We start from the raw sequence: 19969 nt of genomic DNA, 5'->3' as shown, positions 1-19969 counted from the left end.
GCGGAAACGCCGAGGGGCACCCTCCGGCGGAGGATGCCCCTCGGCAGCCGTCCGGCTCTCAGCGTGCCGGGCCGACGGTGATCGTATGGGTCGAGGTGTAGAAGTCCTGGGCCGCCTTGCCCTGCTCCCTGCCGCCGTAGCTGGAGTCCTTCTCCCCGCCGAACGGCAGGTAGAAGTCCACGCCGCTGGTCGGGGCGTTCACCTTGACCAGACCGGTGTCCAGCCGCGCGCTGATGTCCAGCGCCCTGTCCAGGTCGCCGGTGTAGACGGCCGAGGCCAGGCCGTAGCGGACGCCGTTGGCCAGCTCCACCGCCTCGTCCACCGAGGCCGCGTCCTGGATCACGCAGATCGGCCCGAAGACCTCCTCGCAGGCGAGCGGGTGATCGGCGGGCAGGCCGTCCACCACCGTCGGCTCCACGTACCAGCCGCCGGATCCGCCCCCCTGAACGCCGTGCACCGCCTTGCCTCCGGTGAGGATCCGGCCGCCCGCGGCCACCGCACCCGCCGCCGCGTCCACGACGCGGTCACGGGCCGCCTCGTCGATCACCGGGCCGATCGCGGTGCCGGGGTCGGACGGATCGCCGAACCCGAGCTTGGCCACGGCCGCGAGCACGGCCGCACGGACCTCCTCGCCGTTGCCGACCGTGATGATCCGCTTGGTGGCCGTGCACTTCTGCCCGGCGAAGCCCATCGCCGCCGCCGCGATCTGGGCGGCGGCGGCCTCCAGGTTGGCGTCCGGCAGCACGATGCTGGCGTTCTGCCCGCCCATCTCGGCCTGCACCGGCACGCCACGCCGTACGGCGGCCTCGCGCACGAGGGCGCCCACGGAGGCTGACCCGGTGAAGGACACCACATCGGCGGCGGCCACCAGCGCGGCGCCCTCCTCCGCGTCGCCGGGCACGACCTGGAACTCGTTGAGATTGAGCAGCTCGGCCAGGCGGAGCGCGCACGCCAGCGCCTGGGGGGCGGGCTTGAGCACGACCGTGTTGCCGAACGCCAGCGCGGGGGCGGCCTTCCACAGCGGGATGGCCAGCGGGAAGTTCCACGGGGTGATCAGCCCGGCGACCCCGAGCGGCCTCCGCCGGGTGAAGAGCAGCCCCGCGCCCGACGGTTCGTGGAGCGCGCCGACCGGGTCGAACACCTGCTGGGCGTAGTAGCGCAGGATCGACACCGAACGGGCGACCTCGCCGCGCGCCTCGGTGATCGGCTTACCGACCTCGCGGACCACCAGGGCGGCCAGCTCGTCGGCCGCCCCCTGCACGGCGTCGGCGCCCGCGGTCAGCGCCGCGGCCCGTGCGGCGGCGTTCCTTGACGCCCAGTCGTGCTGGACGGCCCGCGCCAGCCGCATGGCGGCCTGGACGCCCGCCTCCCCCGCCGCGGGGAAGGAGGTGACGAGGTCGGCGGGGGCGTGCGGGGAACGGCTCTCGATCAAGTTGATCTTGTTAGTCACAGCAGGAAACCTTCGGGGAACGGATCACGGGGGTCAAGGAAGTACTGGGCGGTGCCGGTGACCCATGCCCGCCCGGTGATGGTCGGAACCACCGCGGGCAGACCGGCGACCTCGGTCTCTTCGACGAGCCGCCCGACGAACCGGGTGCCGATGAACGACTCGTTCACGAAGTCGGTGCCGAGCGGGAGCTCGCCCCGGGCGTGCAGTTGGGCCATCCGGGCGCTGGTGCCGGTGCCGCAGGGCGAGCGGTCGAACCAGCCGGGGTGGATGGCCATCGCGTGCCGGGAGTGCCGGGCGTCCGAGCCCGGGGCGGTGAACTGCACGTGGTGGCAGCCGCGGATGCCCGCGTCCAGCGGATGGACGGGCTCGTCCTGCCCGTTGATCGCGTCCATGATGGCCAGGCCCGCGTCAAGGATCTGCTGCTTGTGCGCCCGGTCGAACGGCAGGCCGACCGCCTCGATCGGCAGGATCGCGTAGTAGTTGCCGCCGTAGGCCAGGTCGTAGGTGACCTCGCCGATGCCGGGCACCTTGACCGCGCGGTCCAGGCCGGCGCTGAAGGAGGGCACGTTGGTGATGGTCACCGCGGTGGCGGCGCCGTCCTCGACCCGCACCTCGGCGACGACCAGGCCGGCCGGGGTGTCCAGCCGGATGGTGGTGACCGGCTCGACGACCTCGACCATCCCGGTCTCCACCAGGACGGTGGCGACGCCGATGGTGCCGTGGCCGCACATCGGCAGGCAGCCGGAGACCTCGATGTAGAGCACGCCGTAGTCGGCGTCGGGCCGGGTCGGCGGCTGCAGGATGGCCCCGCTCATCGCCGAGTGCCCGCGCGGCTCGTACATGAGCAGGGTCCGGATGTGGTCCATCTCTGCCAGGAAGTGCTCGCGGCGTTCGGCCATGGTCGCGCCGGGGATGACACCCACTCCCCCGGTGATCACCCGGGTGGGCATGCCCTCGGTGTGGGAGTCCACCGCGTGGAAGACCCGTTTCGTCCTCATTGATACTCCTTGCGGGGTGAAAGCCCATGGCCGGGCACACTCAATGGTGCGCCCGGTCATGGAGTGCAGACGACCGCCGCCTACCGCAGGCCCTCGGCCAGGGCCTTCTCGGTGGCGGCGCGGACGGCGGCCTCCTGCTCGGGGGCCAGCGGCAGCCGCGGCGGGCGGCACGGGCCGCCCTTGCGCCCGGCCAGATCCATGGAGAGCTTGATGGCCTGCACGAACACGGTCTTGGAGTCCCAGCGCAGCAGCGGGTGCAGCGCGCGGTAGAGCGGGAGCGCGGTCTCCAGGTCTCCTGCGACGGCCGCCCGGTAGAGGGCCACGCTGGAGGTGGGCAGCGCGTTGGGGTAGCCGGCCACCCAGCCGACCGCACCGGCCAGGGCCAGCTCCAGCAGCACGTCGTCGGAGCCGATCAGCAGGTCCAGGCCCGGGGCGAGCTCGGCGATCTCGTAGGCCCGGCGGACGTCGCCGGTGAACTCCTTGACCGCCACGATCAGGCCCTCGCCGTGGAGCCGGGCGAGCAGCGCGGGGGTGAGGTCGACCTTGGTGTCGAGGGGGTTGTTGTAGGCCACCACCGGCACCCCGGCCTTGGCGACCTCACGGTAGTGCTCCACCACGGCCTGCTCGTCGGCCCGGTAGGCGTTCGGCGGGAGCAGCATGACCGCCTGGCACCCGGCGTCGCGTGCCTGCTCGGCCCAGCGACGCGCCTCGGCCGCTCCGTAGGCGGCGATCCCCGGCATGACGCGGTCACCGCCGACGGCCTCGACCGCGGTCTCCACGACCCGGGCCCGCTCCTCGGCCGTCAGGGTCTGGTACTCCCCCAGCGAGCCGTTGGGCACCACGCCGTCGCATCCGGAGGCGACCAGCCATCGGCAGTGCTCGGCGTAACCGTCCAGGTCGGCCGAGAGGTCGTCGCCGAGCGGCAGCGCGGTGGCCACCATCACACCGTGCCAGGGTTTCACACGGGTCGTCATCACGAATCATCCTTCCAAAGGGGGTTGGGTCAACGCGGCGAGGTCGCCGAGCCGGATGGGCTGGGCGATCGGACGCCGGGGCGCCGCGGGGTCCTCACCGGTGAGGCACGCCACGGCATAGCCGCACATACGGCCCTGGCACCAGCCCATACCGGGGCGGGCCAGCAGTTTCACGGAGCGCGCGTCGGTGGCGCCCAGCTCCCGGGCCTCGCGTACGGCCGACAGGGGCACCTCCTCGCAGCGGCAGACAAGCGTGTCGTCACGGAGCCACTCCTGCCAGCCGGGCCGTACCGGATAGGCCTCCAGCAGCGCCCGCGCGAAGGCGGCCAGCCGGTCCCTGCGCCGGGACAGATCCGGCCGGGGCGGAACCCGCCGCCCCAGGTCCACCGCGACGCTCCGGCCCGCGATACGCCCCTCGACCTCGGCCAGTACGGCTCCGCCGACGCCGGTGGACTCCCCCGCCGCGTAGACGCCGGGCACGCTGGTGCGCAGTCCGCCGTCCACGGTGGCGACGGGGCTGCCGTCTGCGTCGGCGTGAGTCGCGCAGCCGAGCTGGACCGGCAGGTCGAGCTGGGGGACGAAGCCGTAGCCGTAGGCGAGGGTGTCGCACTCGACGGTCCTCGTCGAGATCGGCCGCCAGCCGGAGTCCAGCCTGGCCACGGTGACGTGGGTCAGCGCGTCCCGGCCGTGTGCCGCGATCACCGCCTGGCGGCCGTGGTAGGGCACCATGTGCCGGGCCAGGCTCGCGCCGTACCCGAGGGCCTCGCCCGCCTTGCCCGCAGCGAGCAGCGGGTGCCTGGCGAGCCCGAAACGGCCGTTGGCCTCGTAGACGCCGCGTACGTCCGCGCCCGCCTCGGCCAGGCCGGCGGCGACCGGGAGCAGGAAGGGGCCCGTCCCGGCGACCACGACCCTGCGGCCCGCGACGACGAGGTTGCCCTTGAGCAGGGCCTGCGCCCCGCCCGCGGTCAGCACGCCGGGCAGGTCCCAGCCGGGGAACGGCAGGGGCCGGTCGTGGGCGCCGGTGGCGATCAGCAGCCTGCGTGCGGTGACCGTGCGGGGCCGCTCCTCCCGGTCCCCCGCAAGGCACCGTACGGTCACCTCCTCGCCGGCGTGCTCGACCGCCCAGACCTTGTGGCCGAGCAGCAGGTCGGCGCGGCCGCCGAGCGTCTCCCACTGCCGGGTGAACCTGTCCAGGCCGTGGTGCAGGGCGCCTGGCGCCTGGGCGTTGAAGCCTTCCGGCAGGTGCCGGAAGTACTGGCCACCGGGTCTGGGCGCGGCGTCGATCAGCACGACGTCCAGCCCGGCGAAGGACGCGGCGAGGGCACCGGCCACCCCGGCGGGGCCCGCGCCGATGACGGCGAGGTCGTAGACGGGCTTCATCGGCCGCTCACCGCTTCCGCTTCCTCGCCGGTGCTCACCCGGTCGCCGGGGCGGGCCTCGGTCAGGCAGGCCCGCAGGGACGGGCTGCCGTTGACCGTGACCAAGCAGTCGAAGCAGACGCCGATGCCGCAGAACAGCCCGCGCGGACGGCCGCCGATCCTGGTGGTGCGCCACGACCGGACGCCCGCGCCGTGCAGGGCGGCGCCGATGGTCTGGCCGGGGACCACCGGAATGGGGACCCCGTCCACGCTGATCTCGAACTCCGGCTCGGGCCGCGCCCGCACCAGGTCGTAGGGCCGTTTCATCGGGACTCCTCCTGGAAGCGGTCCGGACGGAAGGGGGTGAGGTCCAAGTCGGGACGGCCACCGATCAGCGTCTGGGCGATCAGGTGGCCGGTGGCCGGGGCCAGGCCGATGCCCGCGCCCTCATGACCGCAGGCGTGATGGAGCCCGGGTGCCCGGGGGTCCTCGCCGATCACCGGGAGGTGGTCCGGGCAGTAGGGCCGGAAGCCGCAGTAGGCCCGGATGGCCCTGCGTTCGGCCAGCGCCGGGAACAGCTCGACGGCCTGGCGGGCGAGGCGTTCCAGCACCGGGACGGAGATCGTGCGGTCGAAGCCGACCCGCTCGCGGCTGGCGCCGATGAGCACCGGCCCCGACGGGGTCCCCTCCACGACGGCGGACGTCTCCAGGCCCTCGGAGTCACTGGCCACGTCGGTGACGTAGGCGGCGGTGTAGACCTTGTGCCTGATCAGCGGCTTCTCGAAAGGTTCGGTGACCAGGATGAAGCCCCGCCTGGGCAGGATCGGGACGTGCACACCGGCGAGCGCGGCGATCTCGCCGCCCCAGGTCCCCGCGGCGTTGACGACGGCTCCGGCGATGATGTCGCCCCGGTCGGTCGTGACGCCGGTGATCCGGTCGCCGTCGCGGAGGAAGCCGGTGACGGTGGCTCCGGTGCGCAGCGTCAGGGCGCCCCGCCCGAAGCGGTCGCCGCCGTGCCGGATCAGCCTGGCCGCCGCCAGCATGGGCTGGACCTGGGCGTCCTGCGGATAGAACACGCCTCCGGCGAAGCCCTTCGCCAGGTGGGGCTCGTAGTCGTTGAGCTCGTCGGGGGCGACCACCGCGTGCTCGACGGCCTGCCTGCCCGCCAGCGCGGTGAGCGTCTCCAGCACCTCGCCGGTCTCGGCCACCACCAGCCCGCCCTTGGGTTCGAACTCGAACCCGTCGAACTCGGCGAGCTCGCGCCAGAGACCGTTGGAGAGCAGTGCCAGATCCAGCTCGGGTCCGGGCTCCTTGTCGGAGACCAGGACGTTGCCCTCCCCCGCACCGGTGGTGCCGCCCGCCACGGACCCGCGGTCGACGACGACCACGTCCAGCCCGGCGCGTACCGCGTAGTAGGCGCACGCGGCGCCGACCACCCCGGCGCCGATCACCACGACGTCCGCCATGACTCACCTCACTCCCCGTGACCCGAACCTTCAGTAATATGTCACATATCTTTACTGAGATCAATCGGATGACGCTCCCCTCTCCAGTTCAGCCGCCCCCTCACCGCCCGTCCGCGCCGGGGCCGTACCCAGAACGGACGGATCCCTCCGGGGCGAGCGCATGGGTCCGCGACGGGACCGCCACCCCCGCCGCCTAACATGTGAGCCGTGAAGCACCTCTTCGACCAGGCCCGCCGACACGCCGTGAACCTGTCACAGTCCGTGTGGTCTCCCACGCCCACCGCCCTGCGGCGGTGGGCGCTGGCGGCGGTGGTCGCCAACGCCGGCATCACCGTGACCGGTGCGGCGGTCCGGGTCACCGAGTCGGGGCTGGGCTGCCCCACCTGGCCCAGGTGCACCCCGGACAGCTTCGTTCCGGCCGCCCACGACGGGATCTCGGCGGTCAACATGGCCGTCGAGTTCGGCAACCGGCTGCTGACCTTCCTGGTCCTGGCCATCGGCCTGATCTGCCTGGTCGCCGCGATGAGGCTGCTGCCCCGCCGTCGCGCCCTGGTCCGCCTGGCCTGGCTGCAGCCGATCGGCGTGGCCGCGCAGGGACTCTGGGGCGGCCTGGTGGTGCGCACCGCGCTCAACCCGGTCACCGTGGGCGTGCACTTCCTGATCTCCATCGGCCTGATCGCCGCCTGTGTCGCGCTCTACGCCCGCTCGGGGGAGGGCGACGCGGCGCCGGAACGGCTGGTCCACCGCGACATCCGCACACTCGGCTACGTGCTCACCGCCTCGGTGGCCGTCCTGCTCGTCGCGGGCGTGGTGGTGACCGGCACCGGGCCGCACTCCGGAGACGAGATGGCCTCCCGGTTCGCCTTCGACATCGAGACCGTGGTCAGGGTGCACGCCGACATCGTCTACGTCGTGGTCGGGCTCACCTTCGGGCTGCTGTTCGCGCTGCACGTGAGCGACGCCCCGGGCCACGCGAGGCGGGCGGCGCTGACGCTGCTGGCCGTGGAGCTGGCGCAGGGGGTCATCGGATACGTCCAGTACTTCCTGGCCGTGCCCGCGTTCCTGGTCGGCATGCACGTGCTCGGCTCGACCCTGGTGTGGATCTGCGCGCTGCGGGTGGTGTTCGCGATGCGGACGCGAGGGCCGCTGGCCTCCCCCGTGACCCACCAGGGCAGGTTCGACTCCGTCACGGCGTGACAGGCCCTCGGGACCGGACCGGCAGCCCCCCGGTGCCGCCCGCGCGGAACGCGCACCCTGCAAGGGCAGGTATGGCCTGGACGGCCGGGCAGCCGGGACAATGGCCGGATGCCGCTGTCACGTAAGGTTCTTCGGCGCTCCTACCAGGGGGCCGTGCTGCTGAGCGTCCTGGCGATCGCCCCGCTGTCCTGGGCCTGGCTGGCCAGCATCGGGCACCGGGCCGTCGCCGACTCCTCTCCCGGATGGATCAGCGAGGTCCCCGAGGCTCCCGTCGCACTGGTCCTGGGGGCGGGGATACGGGGGAAGACACCCACTCCCATGCTGGCCCGGCGGCTGGACATCTCCGCCGAGCTGTACCGCGCGGGCAAGGTGCAGGCGATCCTGCTGTCCGGCGACAACGGCCGGACCGGCTACGACGAGCCCACCGTGATGCGCGACTACCTGCTCGCCCGCCAGGTCCCCGGCAGGGCGCTCGTCCTGGACTACGCGGGTTTCGACACCTGGGACTCGTGCGTACGGGCCCGCGACGTGTTCGGGGCCACCCGGGTGACCGTCGTCACCCAGGTCTTCCACCTGCCCAGGGCGGTCGCGCTCTGCCGTACGGCGGGCCTCGCGACCTTCGGGGTCGGTGACGACTCGGCCAAGCGGTGGGCCTCCACCTACTCCTACGCCGCCCGTGAGTTCGCCGCCGCGGCGAAGGGGCTTCTCGACTCGGTGGTGCTCCGTTCCAGCCCCGTCTTCCCCGGACCGCGCGAGACCACCCTCGACGCCGCTCTCCGGCCCGGGTGAGCGCTGCTACCTGCGCGGCGGCCAGGAACCGGCGGGCGGAGGGGCTCCCTGGAAGGAGGCCGCCGGAAAGTGCGCCCGTGCGCCCGCCATGCACTCCAGCAGGGCGTGCTGCTCCTCGTTGAACGTGGGCTCACCGATCATCTGGCGTCTGGCCCGCTCGTGGAGCAGCCCCAGCTCGGTGGCCGCGAGCTGGTAGTCGCTCATCGCCCGCAGCCCGTTGCGGCCGCCGTTCTTCCTGGCCCACTGCCTGGCCTGACGGCGGCCCGGCAGCGAGGAGAGCATGGTGACGTCGTACGGGGTCACCAGCCCGGTCGCCTGATAGGCCGGCAGGAAGGTCTGGATGAGACCGACGATGCGCCGGCGGTCGCGGAAGACGATCCCGATCAGGATGAACAGCACGACCATCAGCAGCAGGTAGGCGACGGCCAGGCCACCGATGCCGGCGTAGGAGGCGAAGCCGTTCCATATCCCGTGCAGCAGCATCGCGCCGATCCAGCCCGCCGCGATCACGAGGATCCGCACCGGCCCCCGCAGCTGCGCGGCGTAGGCCACCGCGACGCCGATCATCGAGGTGAACAGCGGGTGCGCGAACGGTGAGAGGAACCCTCTCAGCACGACGGTGACCGCGAGGCCCTGCGCGCCCAGGTCGTCGAGGGCGGCCACGTAGTAGCTGACGTTCTCGCTCATCGCGAAGCCGAGGCCGACCATGCTGGCGTAGATGATGCCGTCGGTGGGACCGTCGAGCTCGGCCCGCTTGAACTTCAGCAGGCCCAGCAGGACCAGCCCTTTCATCGTCTCCTCGACCACCGGGGCGCCGAAGGTCGCGGCGATGTTGCGCGCGGTGTCGTAGCCAAGCCGGACGGTGTTCTCGATGTAGACCAGGTTGAAGGAGTTGACGAGGCCCGCGACCAGCACCGCCACGCCCGCCCCCCAGGCGAACGCGAAGATCAGGTTGCTCCGCGGCTCGGGCTCCATGCGGTCCAGCGCGAGCACGGCGGCCAGCAGGACCGGGACAGGTGCCAGGGCAAGCGCCAGCGCGATGAAGAAATAGACCGGGTCACCGTTCAGCACGTCGAAGGAGAACGACGCGAGCGCGCATATACCGGTCAGGACAAGACCGGAGATCAGCGCGACAGACGGGCGGTCCTTGAGCACCCACCGAGGATCACGGCTTGCCATGTGGCAACCGTAACCGATCAAACACGACGTGTCCCCTCCCGGCCTCCCGCCGCCGGTGACCGCCCGGGTCCCCGGGCCGGGCGGCGCCCCCGGCACGGAGGCGCGGGCCCGGCCAGGAGCGCCTCAGACGAGTATGGAGTCCACGGCCACGGCCAGGAAGAGCAGTGCCAGGTAGGCGTTGGACCAGTGGAAGAAGCGCATCGGGCGCAGGTCCACACCGCTCTTGCCCGCGTTGACGCGGCCGAGGAGACGGTAGACCTCCACCAGGCAGGCGGCGCCGAGGACGACGGCCACGACGGGGTAGAGCAGGGTGGTCCGGGCGATCGGCCACAGCAGCAGCGAGCAGAGCACCGTCGCCCAGGTGTAGGCGATGCTCTCCAGCACCACGCGGCGCTCGGTGGCGACCACCGGGAGCATGGGGACCTTCGCCGCGGCGTAGTCCTCCTTGTAGCGCATGGCGAGGGTCCAGGTGTGCGGCGGAGTCCAGAAGAACACCACTCCGAAGAGCACCACCGGCGCCCAGTCGAGGCTGCCGGTCACGCCCGCCCAGCCGATCAGCACCGGCATGCACCCCGCGAGCCCTCCCCACACCACGTTCTGGGAGGTCCGCCGTTTCAGGATCATCGAGTAGACGAGGACGTAGAACAGGTTCGCGGCCAAGGACAGGCCTGCGGCGAGCCAATTCACCGTCAGCCCGAGGCCAAGAGTGGACAGCACGCCGAGAGCGACGCCGAAGATCAGCGCGTTGGTCGGCGGGACCTGGTCGCGGGCCAGCGGCCGGCGCCGGGTACGGCGCATCGCGGCGTCGATGTCACGGTCGATGTAGCAGTTCAGCGCGTTCGCGCTGCCCGCCGACAGGGTGCCGAACACCAGGGTGGAGACGGCGATCCACAGCGGCGGCAGCCCATGGGCCGCGAGGAACATCACCGGCAGCGTCGTGATCAGCAGCAGCTCGATGATCCGCGGCTTGGTGAGGGCGACGTAGGCCTTCACGACGTCGCCGAACGTACGCGACGCGGCGTCGTCTGCCACGCCCGTCGTGGACGGGGCCGTCGGTTGCTTGTCGGTCAGCACCATTAAGGCGCTTCCAGCACGTGCGGGGTCAACGCGTAACCTCTGATTAGAGCGAATCCGTGAATGCGGGCACCAGCCAGCCTTGAAGACTCAACTCTAGTTGTTGGGGTGGCCGGTTCCGGCACGGGGTGCGGAGGGGGATGCGACGAGACGCCCCATGGGGGTCTCGTCCATGCTGCTCATCACTCCTGTGGACTCGCCCCGATCGGCCTGCGCGACGCCTGCGAGGCCGACCCGTTAGGGTCCGGTGTGGGCGGGAAATACCAGACCGGCGCCACCATCACACGACTAGATCCGGAGATCGAGCACTTGAGCAGCGAACTCGTGCCAGCCCTTGAATGGAGCGACCTGGACCGCCAGGCGGTCGATGTCGTCAGGGCCCTGGCAATGGACGCCGTAGAGAAGTCGGGGTCGGGCCACCCCGGCACCGCGATGAGCCTCGCACCCGCCGCGTATCTGCTGTTCCAGCAGACGATGCGGCACGACCCGTCCGACCCCTCGTGGGTGGGCCGGGACCGGTTCGTCCTTTCCGCCGGGCACACCAGCCTGACCCTCTACATCCAGCTCTACCTGTCGGGTTACGGCCTGTCCCTGGACGACCTCAAGTCCCTGAGGCAGTGGGGAAGCCTGACCCCCGGTCATCCGGAGCACGGCCACACCGTCGGCGTCGAGACCACCACCGGCCCGCTCGGCCAGGGCCTCGGCAACGCGGTCGGCATGGCCATGGCCGCCCGCCGCGAGCGCGGGCTGTTCGATCCGGACGCGGCCGAGGGCTCCAGCCCGTTCGACCACATGATCTGGTGCATCGCCTCCGAAGGCGACATCGAGGAGGGCGTCAGCCATGAGGTCAGCGCCCTCGCCGGCCACCAGAAGCTGGGCAACCTGGTCGTCGTCTTCGACAGCAACCACATCTCCATCGAGGACGACACCCAGATCGCGCTGAGCGAGGACATCGCCAAGCGCTACGAGGCGTACGGCTGGCACGTCCAGACCGTCGACTGGACCAACAACGGCAAGTACACCGAGGACGTCGAGGCGCTGCACCAGGCCCTGGAGGCCGCGCGCGCCGAGACCGGCAAGCCGTCCTTCATCCGGTTGCGGACCATCATCGGCTGGCCCGCGCCGAACAAGCAGAACACCGGCAAGGCCCATGGCTCGGCCCTGGGCGCCGACGAGATCGCCGCCACCAAGAAGGTCCTGAAGCAGGACCCGGCCAAGAGCTTCGACGTCCCGGCCGAGGTCCTGGAGCACGCCCGCGAGGTCGTGGCGCGCGGCCGGGCAAGCCGCGCCGAGTGGGACAAGGCCTACCAGAACTGGCGTGCCGCCAACCCCAAGCGGGCGGCCGAGTTCGACCGGATCAGCGGCCGGCAGTTGCCGGCGGGCTGGACCGAGGCACTGCCGTCCTTCGAGGCGGGCGCCTCCATCGCCACCCGCAAGGCCTCCGGCGAGGTGCTGAACAGCCTCGCGCCCGTGCTGCCCGAGCTGTGGGGCGGCTCCGCCGACCTGGCCGAGTCCAACAACACCACGATGAAGGGCGAGCCGTCCTTCATCCCCGACGAGTACCAGACCAAGGAGTTCCCCGGGAACCGCTACGGCCGGACGCTGCACTTCGGCATCCGCGAGCACGGCATGGGGTCGATCCTCAACGGCATCGCCCTGCACAACGGCACCCGGCCCTACGGTGGCACGTTCCTGGTCTTCAGCGACTACATGCGCCCGGCCGTACGGCTCGCGGCGCTGATGAAGCTGCCGGTCACCTACGTGTGGACACACGACTCCATCGGCCTGGGCGAGGACGGACCGACCCACCAGCCGATCGAGCACCTGTGGGCGCTGCGCGCCATCCCGGGCCTGGACGTCGTCCGCCCGGCCGACGCCAACGAGACGGCGGCCGCGTGGCGGACCGTGCTGGAGCACGGCGACCGTCCGGCCGCGCTGGCGCTGACCCGGCAGAACCTGCCGGTCTACGCGGGCACCGCGGACGCCGCGAAGGTCGCCCGCGGAGCCTACGTCCTGGAGGACGCCTCCGACGGCCGGCCCGCGGTGATCCTGATCGGCACCGGCTCCGAGGTCGAGCTGGCCGTGGAGGCCCGCAAGCTGCTGGAGGCCGAGGGCATCCCGGCCCGGGTCGTGTCGATGCCGTGCGTCGAGTGGTTCGAGGCCCAGGACGCCGCCTACCGGCAGACGGTGCTGCCGTCGGCCGTCCGTGCGCGGGTCGCCGTGGAGGCGGGAATCGCGCTGGGCTGGCGGCAGTTCGTTGGAGACGAAGGGGAAGTGGTCAGCCTGGAGCACTTCGGTGCCTCGGCTCCCTACAAGACCCTCTACGAGCAGTTCGGCCTCACCGCCGAACGCGTGGCCGCCGCCGCCAAGGCGAGCCTCGCGCGGACCGGGGCCGACAAGGGCGAGACGACGGGAAACTGATCATGAGTGAGATTCTGAAGAGCCTTTCCGATCACGGCGTTTCCATCTGGCTGGACGACATCAGCCGCGAGCGTCTGCGCACCGGCAACCTGGAGACGCTGATCCGCGACAAGCACGTGGTCGGCGTCACCTCCAACCCGACGATCTTCGCCTCCGCGCTGAGCAAGGGCGACGCCTACGACACCCAGCTCCACGACCTGTCCGTGCGCGGCGTGGACGTCGAGGAGGCGGTGCGCGCCATCACCACCTACGACATCCGCTGGGCCGCGGACGTGCTCAGGCCGGTCTACGACGCCACCGACGGCGTGGACGGCCGGGTCTCCATCGAGGTGGACCCGCGCCTGGCCAGGGAGACCGACAAGACGATCGCCGAAGCGCGCGCGCTGTGGTGGATGGTCGACCGGCCCAACCTGTTCATCAAGATCCCCGCGACGGTCGAGGGGCTTCCGGCGATCACCCAGGCGATCTCCGAGGGGATCAGCGTCAACGTCACGCTGATCTTCTCCCTTGAGCGCTACCGCGCCGTGATGGACGCGTGGCTGACGGGTCTGGAGCGCGCGCGGGACAAGGGCCTGAACCTGTCCGGCATCGAGTCGGTGGCCTCCTTCTTCGTGAGCCGCGTGGACAGCGAGATCGACAAGCGCCTGGAGGGCATCGGCACGCCCGAGGCCAAGGCGCTCAAGGGCAAGGCGGCGATCGCCAACGCCCGCCTCGCGTTCGCCGCCTTCGAGGACGTGGTCGCCTCGCCGCGCTGGCAGGCCCTGGCCCAGGCCGGAGCACGCCCGCAGCGCCCGCTGTGGGCCTCCACCGGCACCAAGGACCCTAGTTACCCCGACACCCTCTACGTCGACGAGCTCGTCACCACGGGCACGGTCAACACGATGCCCGAGAAGACCCTCGACGCCGCCGCCGACCACGGCCGGATCACCGGTGACACCGTCCGCCCCTTCTACGAGGACGCCTGGAACACCATGTCCGCCCTCAAGGAGGCCGGCATCGACTACGACGACGTGGTACGAGTGCTGGAAGAGGAGGGCGTGGAGAAGTTCGAGGCGTCCTGGAAAGAGCTCCTGGCCACCGTGTCCGCCGAACTGCGGAAGGCGTGAACCGGATGACCGTATCCGTGACGTTCAACGAGGAGAAGCCGGCCGAGCAGGCCGCGGAGGCGGCCGGGCGGCTCGTCTCCGAAGGGGTCCACGAGGCTCTGGCCAAGGGCGACCCCACCCTGTGGGGCCCGGAGGCCGAGGCCGAGGCGACGCTCCGCCTCGGCTGGCTCACCCTCCCGCGGACCAGCAGGGAGCTGCTCCCCGAGATCGGCAAGCTCGTCGAGCGCGCCCGCGCCCAGGGCCTGGACCACGTGGTCCTGGCGGGCATGGGCGGCTCCTCGCTCGCCCCTGAGGTCATCACCGCCACCGCCGACGTGCCGCTGACCGTGCTCGACACCACCGACCCCGGCCAGGTGCGCCGGGCGCTGGAGGACCGGCTGGACCGCACGATCCTGGTGGTCGCCAGCAAGAGCGGCGGCACGGTGGAGACCGACAGCCACCGGCGGATCTACGAGCAGGCCTTCCGCGACGCCGGGATCGACCCGGCCGAGCGGATCGTCGTGGTCACCGACCCGGGCTCACCGCTGGAGCAGACCGCCATCGAGGCGGGTTACCCGGTGATCCTGGCCGACCCCAACGTGGGCGGCCGCTACAGCGCGCTGTCGGCCTTCGGCCTGGTGCCCAGCGCGCTGGCCGGGGTCGATGTCGAGAAACTGCTCGACGACGCGGCCGCCGTGCAGCCGCTGCTCGCGCAGGCCGAGGGCAACCCCGGTCTGGACCTCGGTGCCGCCCTCGGCGCCGCCGCGCTCTCCGGCCGCGACAAGCTCGTGCTCGAAGACGGCCTCTCGGAGATCAACGGCCTGCCCGACTGGATCGAGCAGCTGGTCGCCGAGTCCACCGGCAAGCAGGGCAAGGGCATCCTGCCGGTCGTCGGCGCCGAGCCGGGCGAGGCCGCGGACGAGCTGGTCGTCGGGATCGACTCCGACGGCTCGCTGACCGTCGGCGGCCCGCTGGGCGCGCAGTTCCTCGTCTGGGAGTACGCCACCGCCGTCGTCGGCAACATCCTCGGCATCGACCCGTTCAACCAGCCGAACGTGGCCGAGTCCAAGGAGAACACCGGCACGCTGCTGGACCGGCCGGAGCTGCCGACCGGCGCGCCGATCCTGGTCGACGGCCCGGTGGAGGTGTACGGCGAGCTGCCCGGCTCGGAGGCCCCCAAGGACCTGTCCGACGTCTTCACCCGGCTGCTGGAGGCCGTCCCCGCCGACGGCTATCTCGCGATCATGGCCTACCTCGACCGGGAGGCGGCGTTCGACGCCCCCCATGCCGAGGACGCCTCTTTCGAGGAGATGACCGACGCGTGGAGCGCGGCCGACCCGGCCACGCTGCGGGGGCAGCTCGCGGTGCGGACCGAGCGGCCGATCACTTTCGGGTGGGGCCCGCGGTTCCTGCACTCCACCGGCCAGTACCACAAGGGCGGCCCGCAGAACGGCGTGTTCCTGCAGATCACCGGTGCCGTGGACAAGGACGTCGAGGTGCCGGGCAAGCCGTACACCCTGGGCCGTCTCCAGCTCGCGCAGGCCCTGGGCGACCAGGACGCGCTGGCCGGGCGCGGGCGTCCCACCGTACGGCTGCACCTGACCGATCGAGCGGCCGGTGTCGCACGTCTGCTCGCGGCAGCGCGGGAGGTCTGAATGAGCAAGGAGCACTCCGCGGCGCACGCCGAGGCGGAGCAGTCCGACGAACTACCCACCGCGGCGCGTGCCGACGAGTCGACGGCCATCGCCACGGCGAGCGTCGCGACCACCGCGACCACCGAGGAGCTCGTGCGGGCCAACCCGCTGCGCGACCCGGGCGACAAGCGTCTGCCCCGCGTGGCGGGACCGTGCGTGCTGGTGCTGTTCGGCGTGACCGGTGACCTGGCCCGCAAGAAGCTGCTGCCGGCGATCTACGACCTGGCGAACCGGGGACTGCTACCCCCGGGTTTCTCGCTGGTCGGCTTCGCCCGCCGCGACTGGCAGGACCAGGACTTCGCGCGGCTGACCCACGACGCCGTCAAGGAGCACGCGCGCACGCCCTTCCGCGAGGAGGTCTGGAAGCAGCTGTCGGAGGGCATCTTCTTCTGCCCGGGTGAGTTCACCGACGACGGCGCGTTCGACGCGCTGGCCATGATGCTCAAGGAGATCGACCAGACCCGGGGCACCGGTGGCAACTACGGTTTCTACCTCTCGGTGCCGCCGAAGTTCTTCCCAGTCGTGGTCCAGCAGCTCAAGCGAACCGAACTGGCGCACGGCCCCGAGGGGTCCTGGCGCCGCGTGGTGATCGAGAAGCCCTTCGGGCACGACCTGAAGAGCGCCCAGGAGCTCAACGCGATCACCAGCGCGGTCTTCCCGGAGAGCTCGGTGTTCCGCATCGACCACTACCTGGGCAAGGAGACCGTCCAGAACATCCTGGCGCTGCGGTTCGCCAACAACCTGTTCGAGCCGATCTGGAACCGCAGCTACGTCGACCACGTCCAGATCACGATGGCCGAGGACATCGGCATCGGCGGCCGGGCGGGCTACTACGACGGCATCGGCGCGGCCCGCGACGTGATCCAGAACCACCTGCTGCAACTGCTGGCGCTGGTGGCGATGGAGGATCCGACGTCCTTCGGGGCCGACTCGCTGCGGCGGGAGAAGGAGAAGGTCCTCAAGGCGGTGCGACTGCCGCAGGACCTGAAGGACTCCACCGCGCGGGGCCGCTACGGTCCGGGCTGGCAGGGCGGCGAGCCGGTCATCGGTTACACGCAGGAGGACGGCATCCCGCCGGACTCCATCACCGAGACCTACGCCGCCGTCAAGGTGGAGATCGCCAACCGGCGCTGGGCCGGGGTGCCGTTCTACCTGCGCACCGGCAAGCGGCTGAGCCGCCGGGTGACGGAGGTGGCCGTGGTGTTCCAGCGGGCGCCGCACCTGCCGTTCAGCAAGGACGACACCGAGATCCTGGGGCAGAACGCCCTGGTCATCCGGGTGCAGCCGGACGAGGGCATCACGGTGCGGTTCGGCTCCAAGGTGCCCGGCACCGCCATGGAGGTCAGGGACGTCTCGATGGACTTCGCCTACGGCGAGTCGTTCATGGAGTCCTCCCCCGAGGCCTACGAACGGCTGCTGCTGGACGTGCTGATCGGCGACCCGCCGCTCTTCCCGCACCAGCGCGAGGTCGAGCTGTCGTGGAAGATCCTCGACCCGATCGAGGACTTCTGGGCCTCGCAGGGACCGCCGCAGGAGTATCCGGCGGGCACCTGGGGCCCCACCTCGGCCGACGAGATGATGGCCCGTGACGGACGTGCTTGGAGGAGGCTGTAGATGACGAGCTTCATGCTCAGTGGCACGACCGCGTCGAAGATCTCCTCCCAGCTGACCCAGCTCCGCCACCAGATGGGCACCCCGGCGGTCGGCATGGTGCTGACGCTGGTGGTGGTCTGCGACGAGAGCAACCAGTACGACGCGGTCCAGGCCGCCACCGAGGCGGCCAGGGAGCACCCCTCCCGGATACTGGTCGTCATCGTCCGCGACCCGAAGGAGCCGAACCGGCTCGACGCCGAGATGCGGCTCGGCGAGTCCACCCCGGGCGAGGTGATCCTGCTCCGCCTGTACGGCGAGCTCACCAAGCACGCCGACTCGGTGGTCAGCCCGCTGCTGCTCACCGACACCCCGGTGGTGGCCTGGTGGCCGGGCGACTGCCCGGACGTGCCGGCCAAGGACGCGATCGGCCTGCTGGCCCAGCGCCGGATCGTCGACGCCCGGTCGGAGGCCGACTCGGTGAAGGCGATCACCGGCCGGGCGCGCGGCTATGTACCCGGCGACACCGATCTGGCCTGGACCCGGCTGACGACGTGGCGGAGCCTGCTGGCCGCCGCGTTCGACCAGCCGGTGGGCAAGGTCAAGAGGGGCGTCGTGGAAGCCGTCCCCGGTCATGCCAGCGCCCTGCTGCTGGCCGCCTGGCTCAGCGAGCGCCTCGGCGCCCCGGTGAAGGTCAACGAGTCCGCCGGCCCCGGCCTGACGGCGGTCAAACTGGTGACGGCCGACGGCGACATCGCCATCAGCCGCGGCGACGGCCGCCTGGCCACGCTGTCGCGTCCGGGGCAGCCGGACCGGCACGTCGCCCTGACCCGCCGCCCGAAGTCGGAACTGCTCGCCGAGGAGCTCCGCCGCCTGGACCCCGACGAGATCTACGGAGCCGCGATCCGGAGACTCGCCCGGACCCACAAGTCCTGACCGGTGAGCGCCCCGCGGCCGACCGCGGGGCGCTCTCATCGAAGCCCGTTGAAAGAGAAGTCCCGTGAGCGTTCCCAATGTGATCATTCACCGCGACGCCGACGTGCTCGCCAAGGCGGCCGCCGCCCGGGTGATCACCCGTACCGTCGACGCCCAGTCGGGCAAGGGCTCGGCCTCGCTGGTGCTGACCGGCGGCACCATCGGCATCGCCACGCTGGCCGAGATCGCCGCCAGCCCGGCCCGTGACGCCGTCGACTGGCGCAACCTGGACATCTGGTGGGGTGACGAGCGTTTCCTGCCCTCCGGCCACCCCGAGCGCAACGAGACCGGCGCACGCGAGGCCCTCCTCGACCACGTCGACCTCGATCCCGCCCGCGTCCACGTGATGCGCGGTCCCGACTCGGGCATGACCGCCGAGGAGTCCGCCGAGGCCTACGCCGAGGAGCTTTGCAGGGCCGCCCGTCCCGAGGACCATGGCCCGGCGCCGTCGTTCGACGTCATGATGCTCGGCATGGGCCCGGACGGCCATGTGGCGTCGCTGTTCCCGGGCATGCCGTCGCTGTACGAGACGCGTCCGGTGGTGGCGGTGCACGGCGCCCCGAAGCCGCCGCCCACCCGCATCTCGCTCACGCTCCCGGTCATCCAGGGGGCGCGCGAGGTGTGGCTGATCGCCGCCGGCGCGGAGAAGGCGGGAGCCGTCCGGCTGGCGCTGTCGGACTCGGGGACCATGCAGGTCCCGGCGGCGGGCGCACGCGGCCGGCGCCGGACGCTGTTCCTGCTGGACAGGACATCCGCCTCCAAGATCCCCGCGTCTCTGAGTCGGCCCTCCTCGCCCTGACTCCCGGGCCGCCGCCCCTGCCCTGAGCCACCGGTGACACGTGGCGCCGTACAGGATGACGGGCGGCGGCCCCACTTTTGGGAAAAGGATTCCGTGCCGAGTAGCGAGATGCCCTCCCCCTTACCGGGAAACCTGGCGCATAGTGAATGCAGGCAACTCGGCATCCCTCACGGAGGCCACTCGTGTTCGAGCGCTTCACAGACCGTGCCCGCCGTGTCGTGGTCCTGGCCCAGGAGGAGGCCCGGCGGCTCAGCCACGACTACATCGGCACCGAGCACATCCTGCTCGGCCTTCTCGGAGAGGAGGACGGCGTCGCCAGCCGTGCTCTGCAGGCCTCCGGCATCGGCCGCGCGCAGGTGCGCGACGACGTCGAAAAGATCATCGGCCAGGGCGGCGACACCCCGCCCGGCCACATCCCGTTCACCCCGCGGGCCAAGAAGGTGCTGGAGCTCTCCCTGCGGGAAGCCCTCAACCTGCACCACAACTACATCGGCACCGAGCACATCCTGCTCGGCCTGATCCGGGAGGGCCAGGGCGTCGCGGCCCAGGTGCTCACCAAGCAGGGCGCCCGCCTGGACGCCGTACGGGCTCAGGTGATCACGCTCATCGGACGACGTGGCCCCGACCGCCCGCTGACCCTGGAGGAGGGCTTCTACGGCGCCGGGCCGTCGCTCGGCGCGAAGCTGGAGCGACTCCAGGAGAGCATGGACCGGATCGAGCGACGGCTGGACGCCATGGGCGCGCCTCCGGACCCCGGGCCTTCGGACCCCCGGCCTCCGGGCCCCGGGCCTTCCGCGTCACCGGACCCGGGGCCTCCCGACGGCTAGTGACCCGTTCCTCGTTGGAAGCGCAGATCCTTGCCGGCCCGGGACGTCGTGGGCGGGGAAGACCGCCCCGGCGGCCTCGGGGTCTCGACCGCC

The 19969-nt window shown here is 71.6% G+C and carries 16 protein-coding genes and 1 pseudogene; 9 read left to right on the top strand and 8 right to left on the bottom strand.

What is annotated here, in order from left to right; all coding sequences use genetic code 11:
• Positions 1-58: 58 nt before the first annotated feature.
• The 6 genes from OHA77_RS37130 to OHA77_RS37105 all read right to left on the bottom strand — a co-directional run bounded on the left by OHA77_RS37130 (position 59) and on the right by OHA77_RS37105 (position 6246).
• Positions 59-1450: an aldehyde dehydrogenase family protein gene (locus OHA77_RS37130; RefSeq protein WP_406313870.1), complete on the bottom strand. Its 1392-nt coding sequence runs from the start codon at positions 1448-1450 to the stop codon at positions 59-61.
• Entirely contained in the window at positions 1447-2448 is a 1002-nt protein-coding gene (locus OHA77_RS37125) for a proline racemase family protein (protein ID WP_326823536.1), read from the bottom strand. The genes OHA77_RS37130 and OHA77_RS37125 overlap by 4 nt, the downstream gene beginning before the upstream one ends.
• 80 nt (positions 2449-2528) lie before the next feature.
• Positions 2529-3422 carry a dihydrodipicolinate synthase family protein gene (locus tag OHA77_RS37120; RefSeq protein ID WP_406313869.1) on the bottom strand — a complete coding sequence of 298 codons (894 nt, stop codon included), beginning with the start codon at positions 3420-3422 and terminating at the stop codon, positions 2529-2531.
• 6 nt (positions 3423-3428) lie between these two features.
• Positions 3429-4802, bottom strand: a complete 1374-nt coding sequence (locus OHA77_RS37115) for an NAD(P)/FAD-dependent oxidoreductase (protein WP_406313868.1) — start codon at positions 4800-4802, stop codon at positions 3429-3431.
• On the bottom strand, positions 4799-5107 hold the full coding sequence (locus OHA77_RS37110; protein ID WP_406313867.1) for a (2Fe-2S)-binding protein: 309 nt from the start codon (positions 5105-5107) through the stop codon (positions 4799-4801). Before OHA77_RS37110 ends, OHA77_RS37115 begins: the two co-directional genes overlap by 4 nt.
• Positions 5104-6246, bottom strand: coding sequence for an NAD(P)/FAD-dependent oxidoreductase (locus OHA77_RS37105; RefSeq protein WP_406313866.1), 1143 nt, complete (start codon positions 6244-6246; stop codon positions 5104-5106). Before OHA77_RS37105 ends, OHA77_RS37110 begins: the two co-directional genes overlap by 4 nt.
• A gap of 207 nt (positions 6247-6453) precedes the next feature.
• On the opposite strand from OHA77_RS37105, the gene OHA77_RS37100 reads away from it, so the two are divergent.
• Together OHA77_RS37100 and OHA77_RS37095 are read left to right on the top strand one after the other, a co-directional pair.
• Entirely contained in the window at positions 6454-7443 is a 990-nt protein-coding gene (locus OHA77_RS37100) for a COX15/CtaA family protein (protein ID WP_406313865.1), read from the top strand.
• 108 nt (positions 7444-7551) lie between these two features.
• On the top strand, positions 7552-8232 hold the full coding sequence (locus OHA77_RS37095; RefSeq protein ID WP_406313864.1) for a vancomycin high temperature exclusion protein: 681 nt from the start codon (positions 7552-7554) through the stop codon (positions 8230-8232).
• A gap of 6 nt (positions 8233-8238) precedes the next feature.
• Here OHA77_RS37095 and OHA77_RS37090 read toward each other — a convergent pair whose 3' ends face one another.
• A complete protein-coding gene (locus OHA77_RS37090) occupies positions 8239-9411 on the bottom strand; it encodes a PrsW family intramembrane metalloprotease (RefSeq protein WP_406313863.1) in 1173 nt (390 codons plus the stop codon).
• A 123-nt stretch (positions 9412-9534) separates the two neighbouring features.
• Entirely contained in the window at positions 9535-10488 is a 954-nt protein-coding gene (locus OHA77_RS37085; protein WP_406313862.1) for a heme o synthase, read from the bottom strand.
• A gap of 384 nt (positions 10489-10872) precedes the next feature.
• Here OHA77_RS37085 and tkt point away from each other — a divergent pair, with 384 nt between their 5' ends.
• The 7 genes and pseudogenes from tkt to OHA77_RS37050 all read left to right on the top strand — a co-directional run.
• Positions 10873-12906, top strand: a complete 2034-nt coding sequence (gene tkt, locus OHA77_RS37080) for a transketolase (protein WP_406319938.1) — start codon at positions 10873-10875, stop codon at positions 12904-12906.
• A 2-nt stretch (positions 12907-12908) separates the two neighbouring features.
• Positions 12909-14012: a transaldolase gene (gene tal / locus OHA77_RS37075; protein ID WP_326823545.1), complete on the top strand. Its 1104-nt coding sequence runs from the start codon at positions 12909-12911 to the stop codon at positions 14010-14012.
• A 5-nt stretch (positions 14013-14017) separates the two neighbouring features.
• Positions 14018-15646 carry a glucose-6-phosphate isomerase gene (locus OHA77_RS37070; RefSeq protein WP_406313861.1) on the top strand — a complete coding sequence of 543 codons (1629 nt, stop codon included), beginning with the start codon at positions 14018-14020 and terminating at the stop codon, positions 15644-15646.
• On the top strand, positions 15647-17299 hold the full coding sequence (zwf, locus tag OHA77_RS37065; protein ID WP_326823547.1) for a glucose-6-phosphate dehydrogenase: 1653 nt from the start codon (positions 15647-15649) through the stop codon (positions 17297-17299). It abuts the gene before it with no gap.
• Entirely contained in the window at positions 17300-18211 is a 912-nt protein-coding gene (locus tag OHA77_RS37060; protein ID WP_406313860.1) for a glucose-6-phosphate dehydrogenase assembly protein OpcA, read from the top strand.
• Between the two features lie 64 nt (positions 18212-18275).
• Positions 18276-19049 carry a 6-phosphogluconolactonase gene (gene pgl, locus OHA77_RS37055; RefSeq protein WP_406313859.1) on the top strand — a complete coding sequence of 258 codons (774 nt, stop codon included), beginning with the start codon at positions 18276-18278 and terminating at the stop codon, positions 19047-19049.
• A gap of 182 nt (positions 19050-19231) precedes the next feature.
• Positions 19232-19846: pseudogene (locus OHA77_RS37050) on the top strand (Clp protease N-terminal domain-containing protein); the annotation flags it as partial.
• Between the last annotated feature and the right edge of the window lie 123 nt (positions 19847-19969).

The sequence above is a fragment of the Streptosporangium sp. NBC_01639 genome, assembly GCF_045209755.1.
GTDB lineage: Bacteria > Actinomycetota > Actinomycetes > Streptosporangiales > Streptosporangiaceae > Streptosporangium.
The sequence above is the reverse complement of the archived record's forward strand: the minus strand, read 5'-3'. Positions and strand labels throughout refer to the sequence as shown.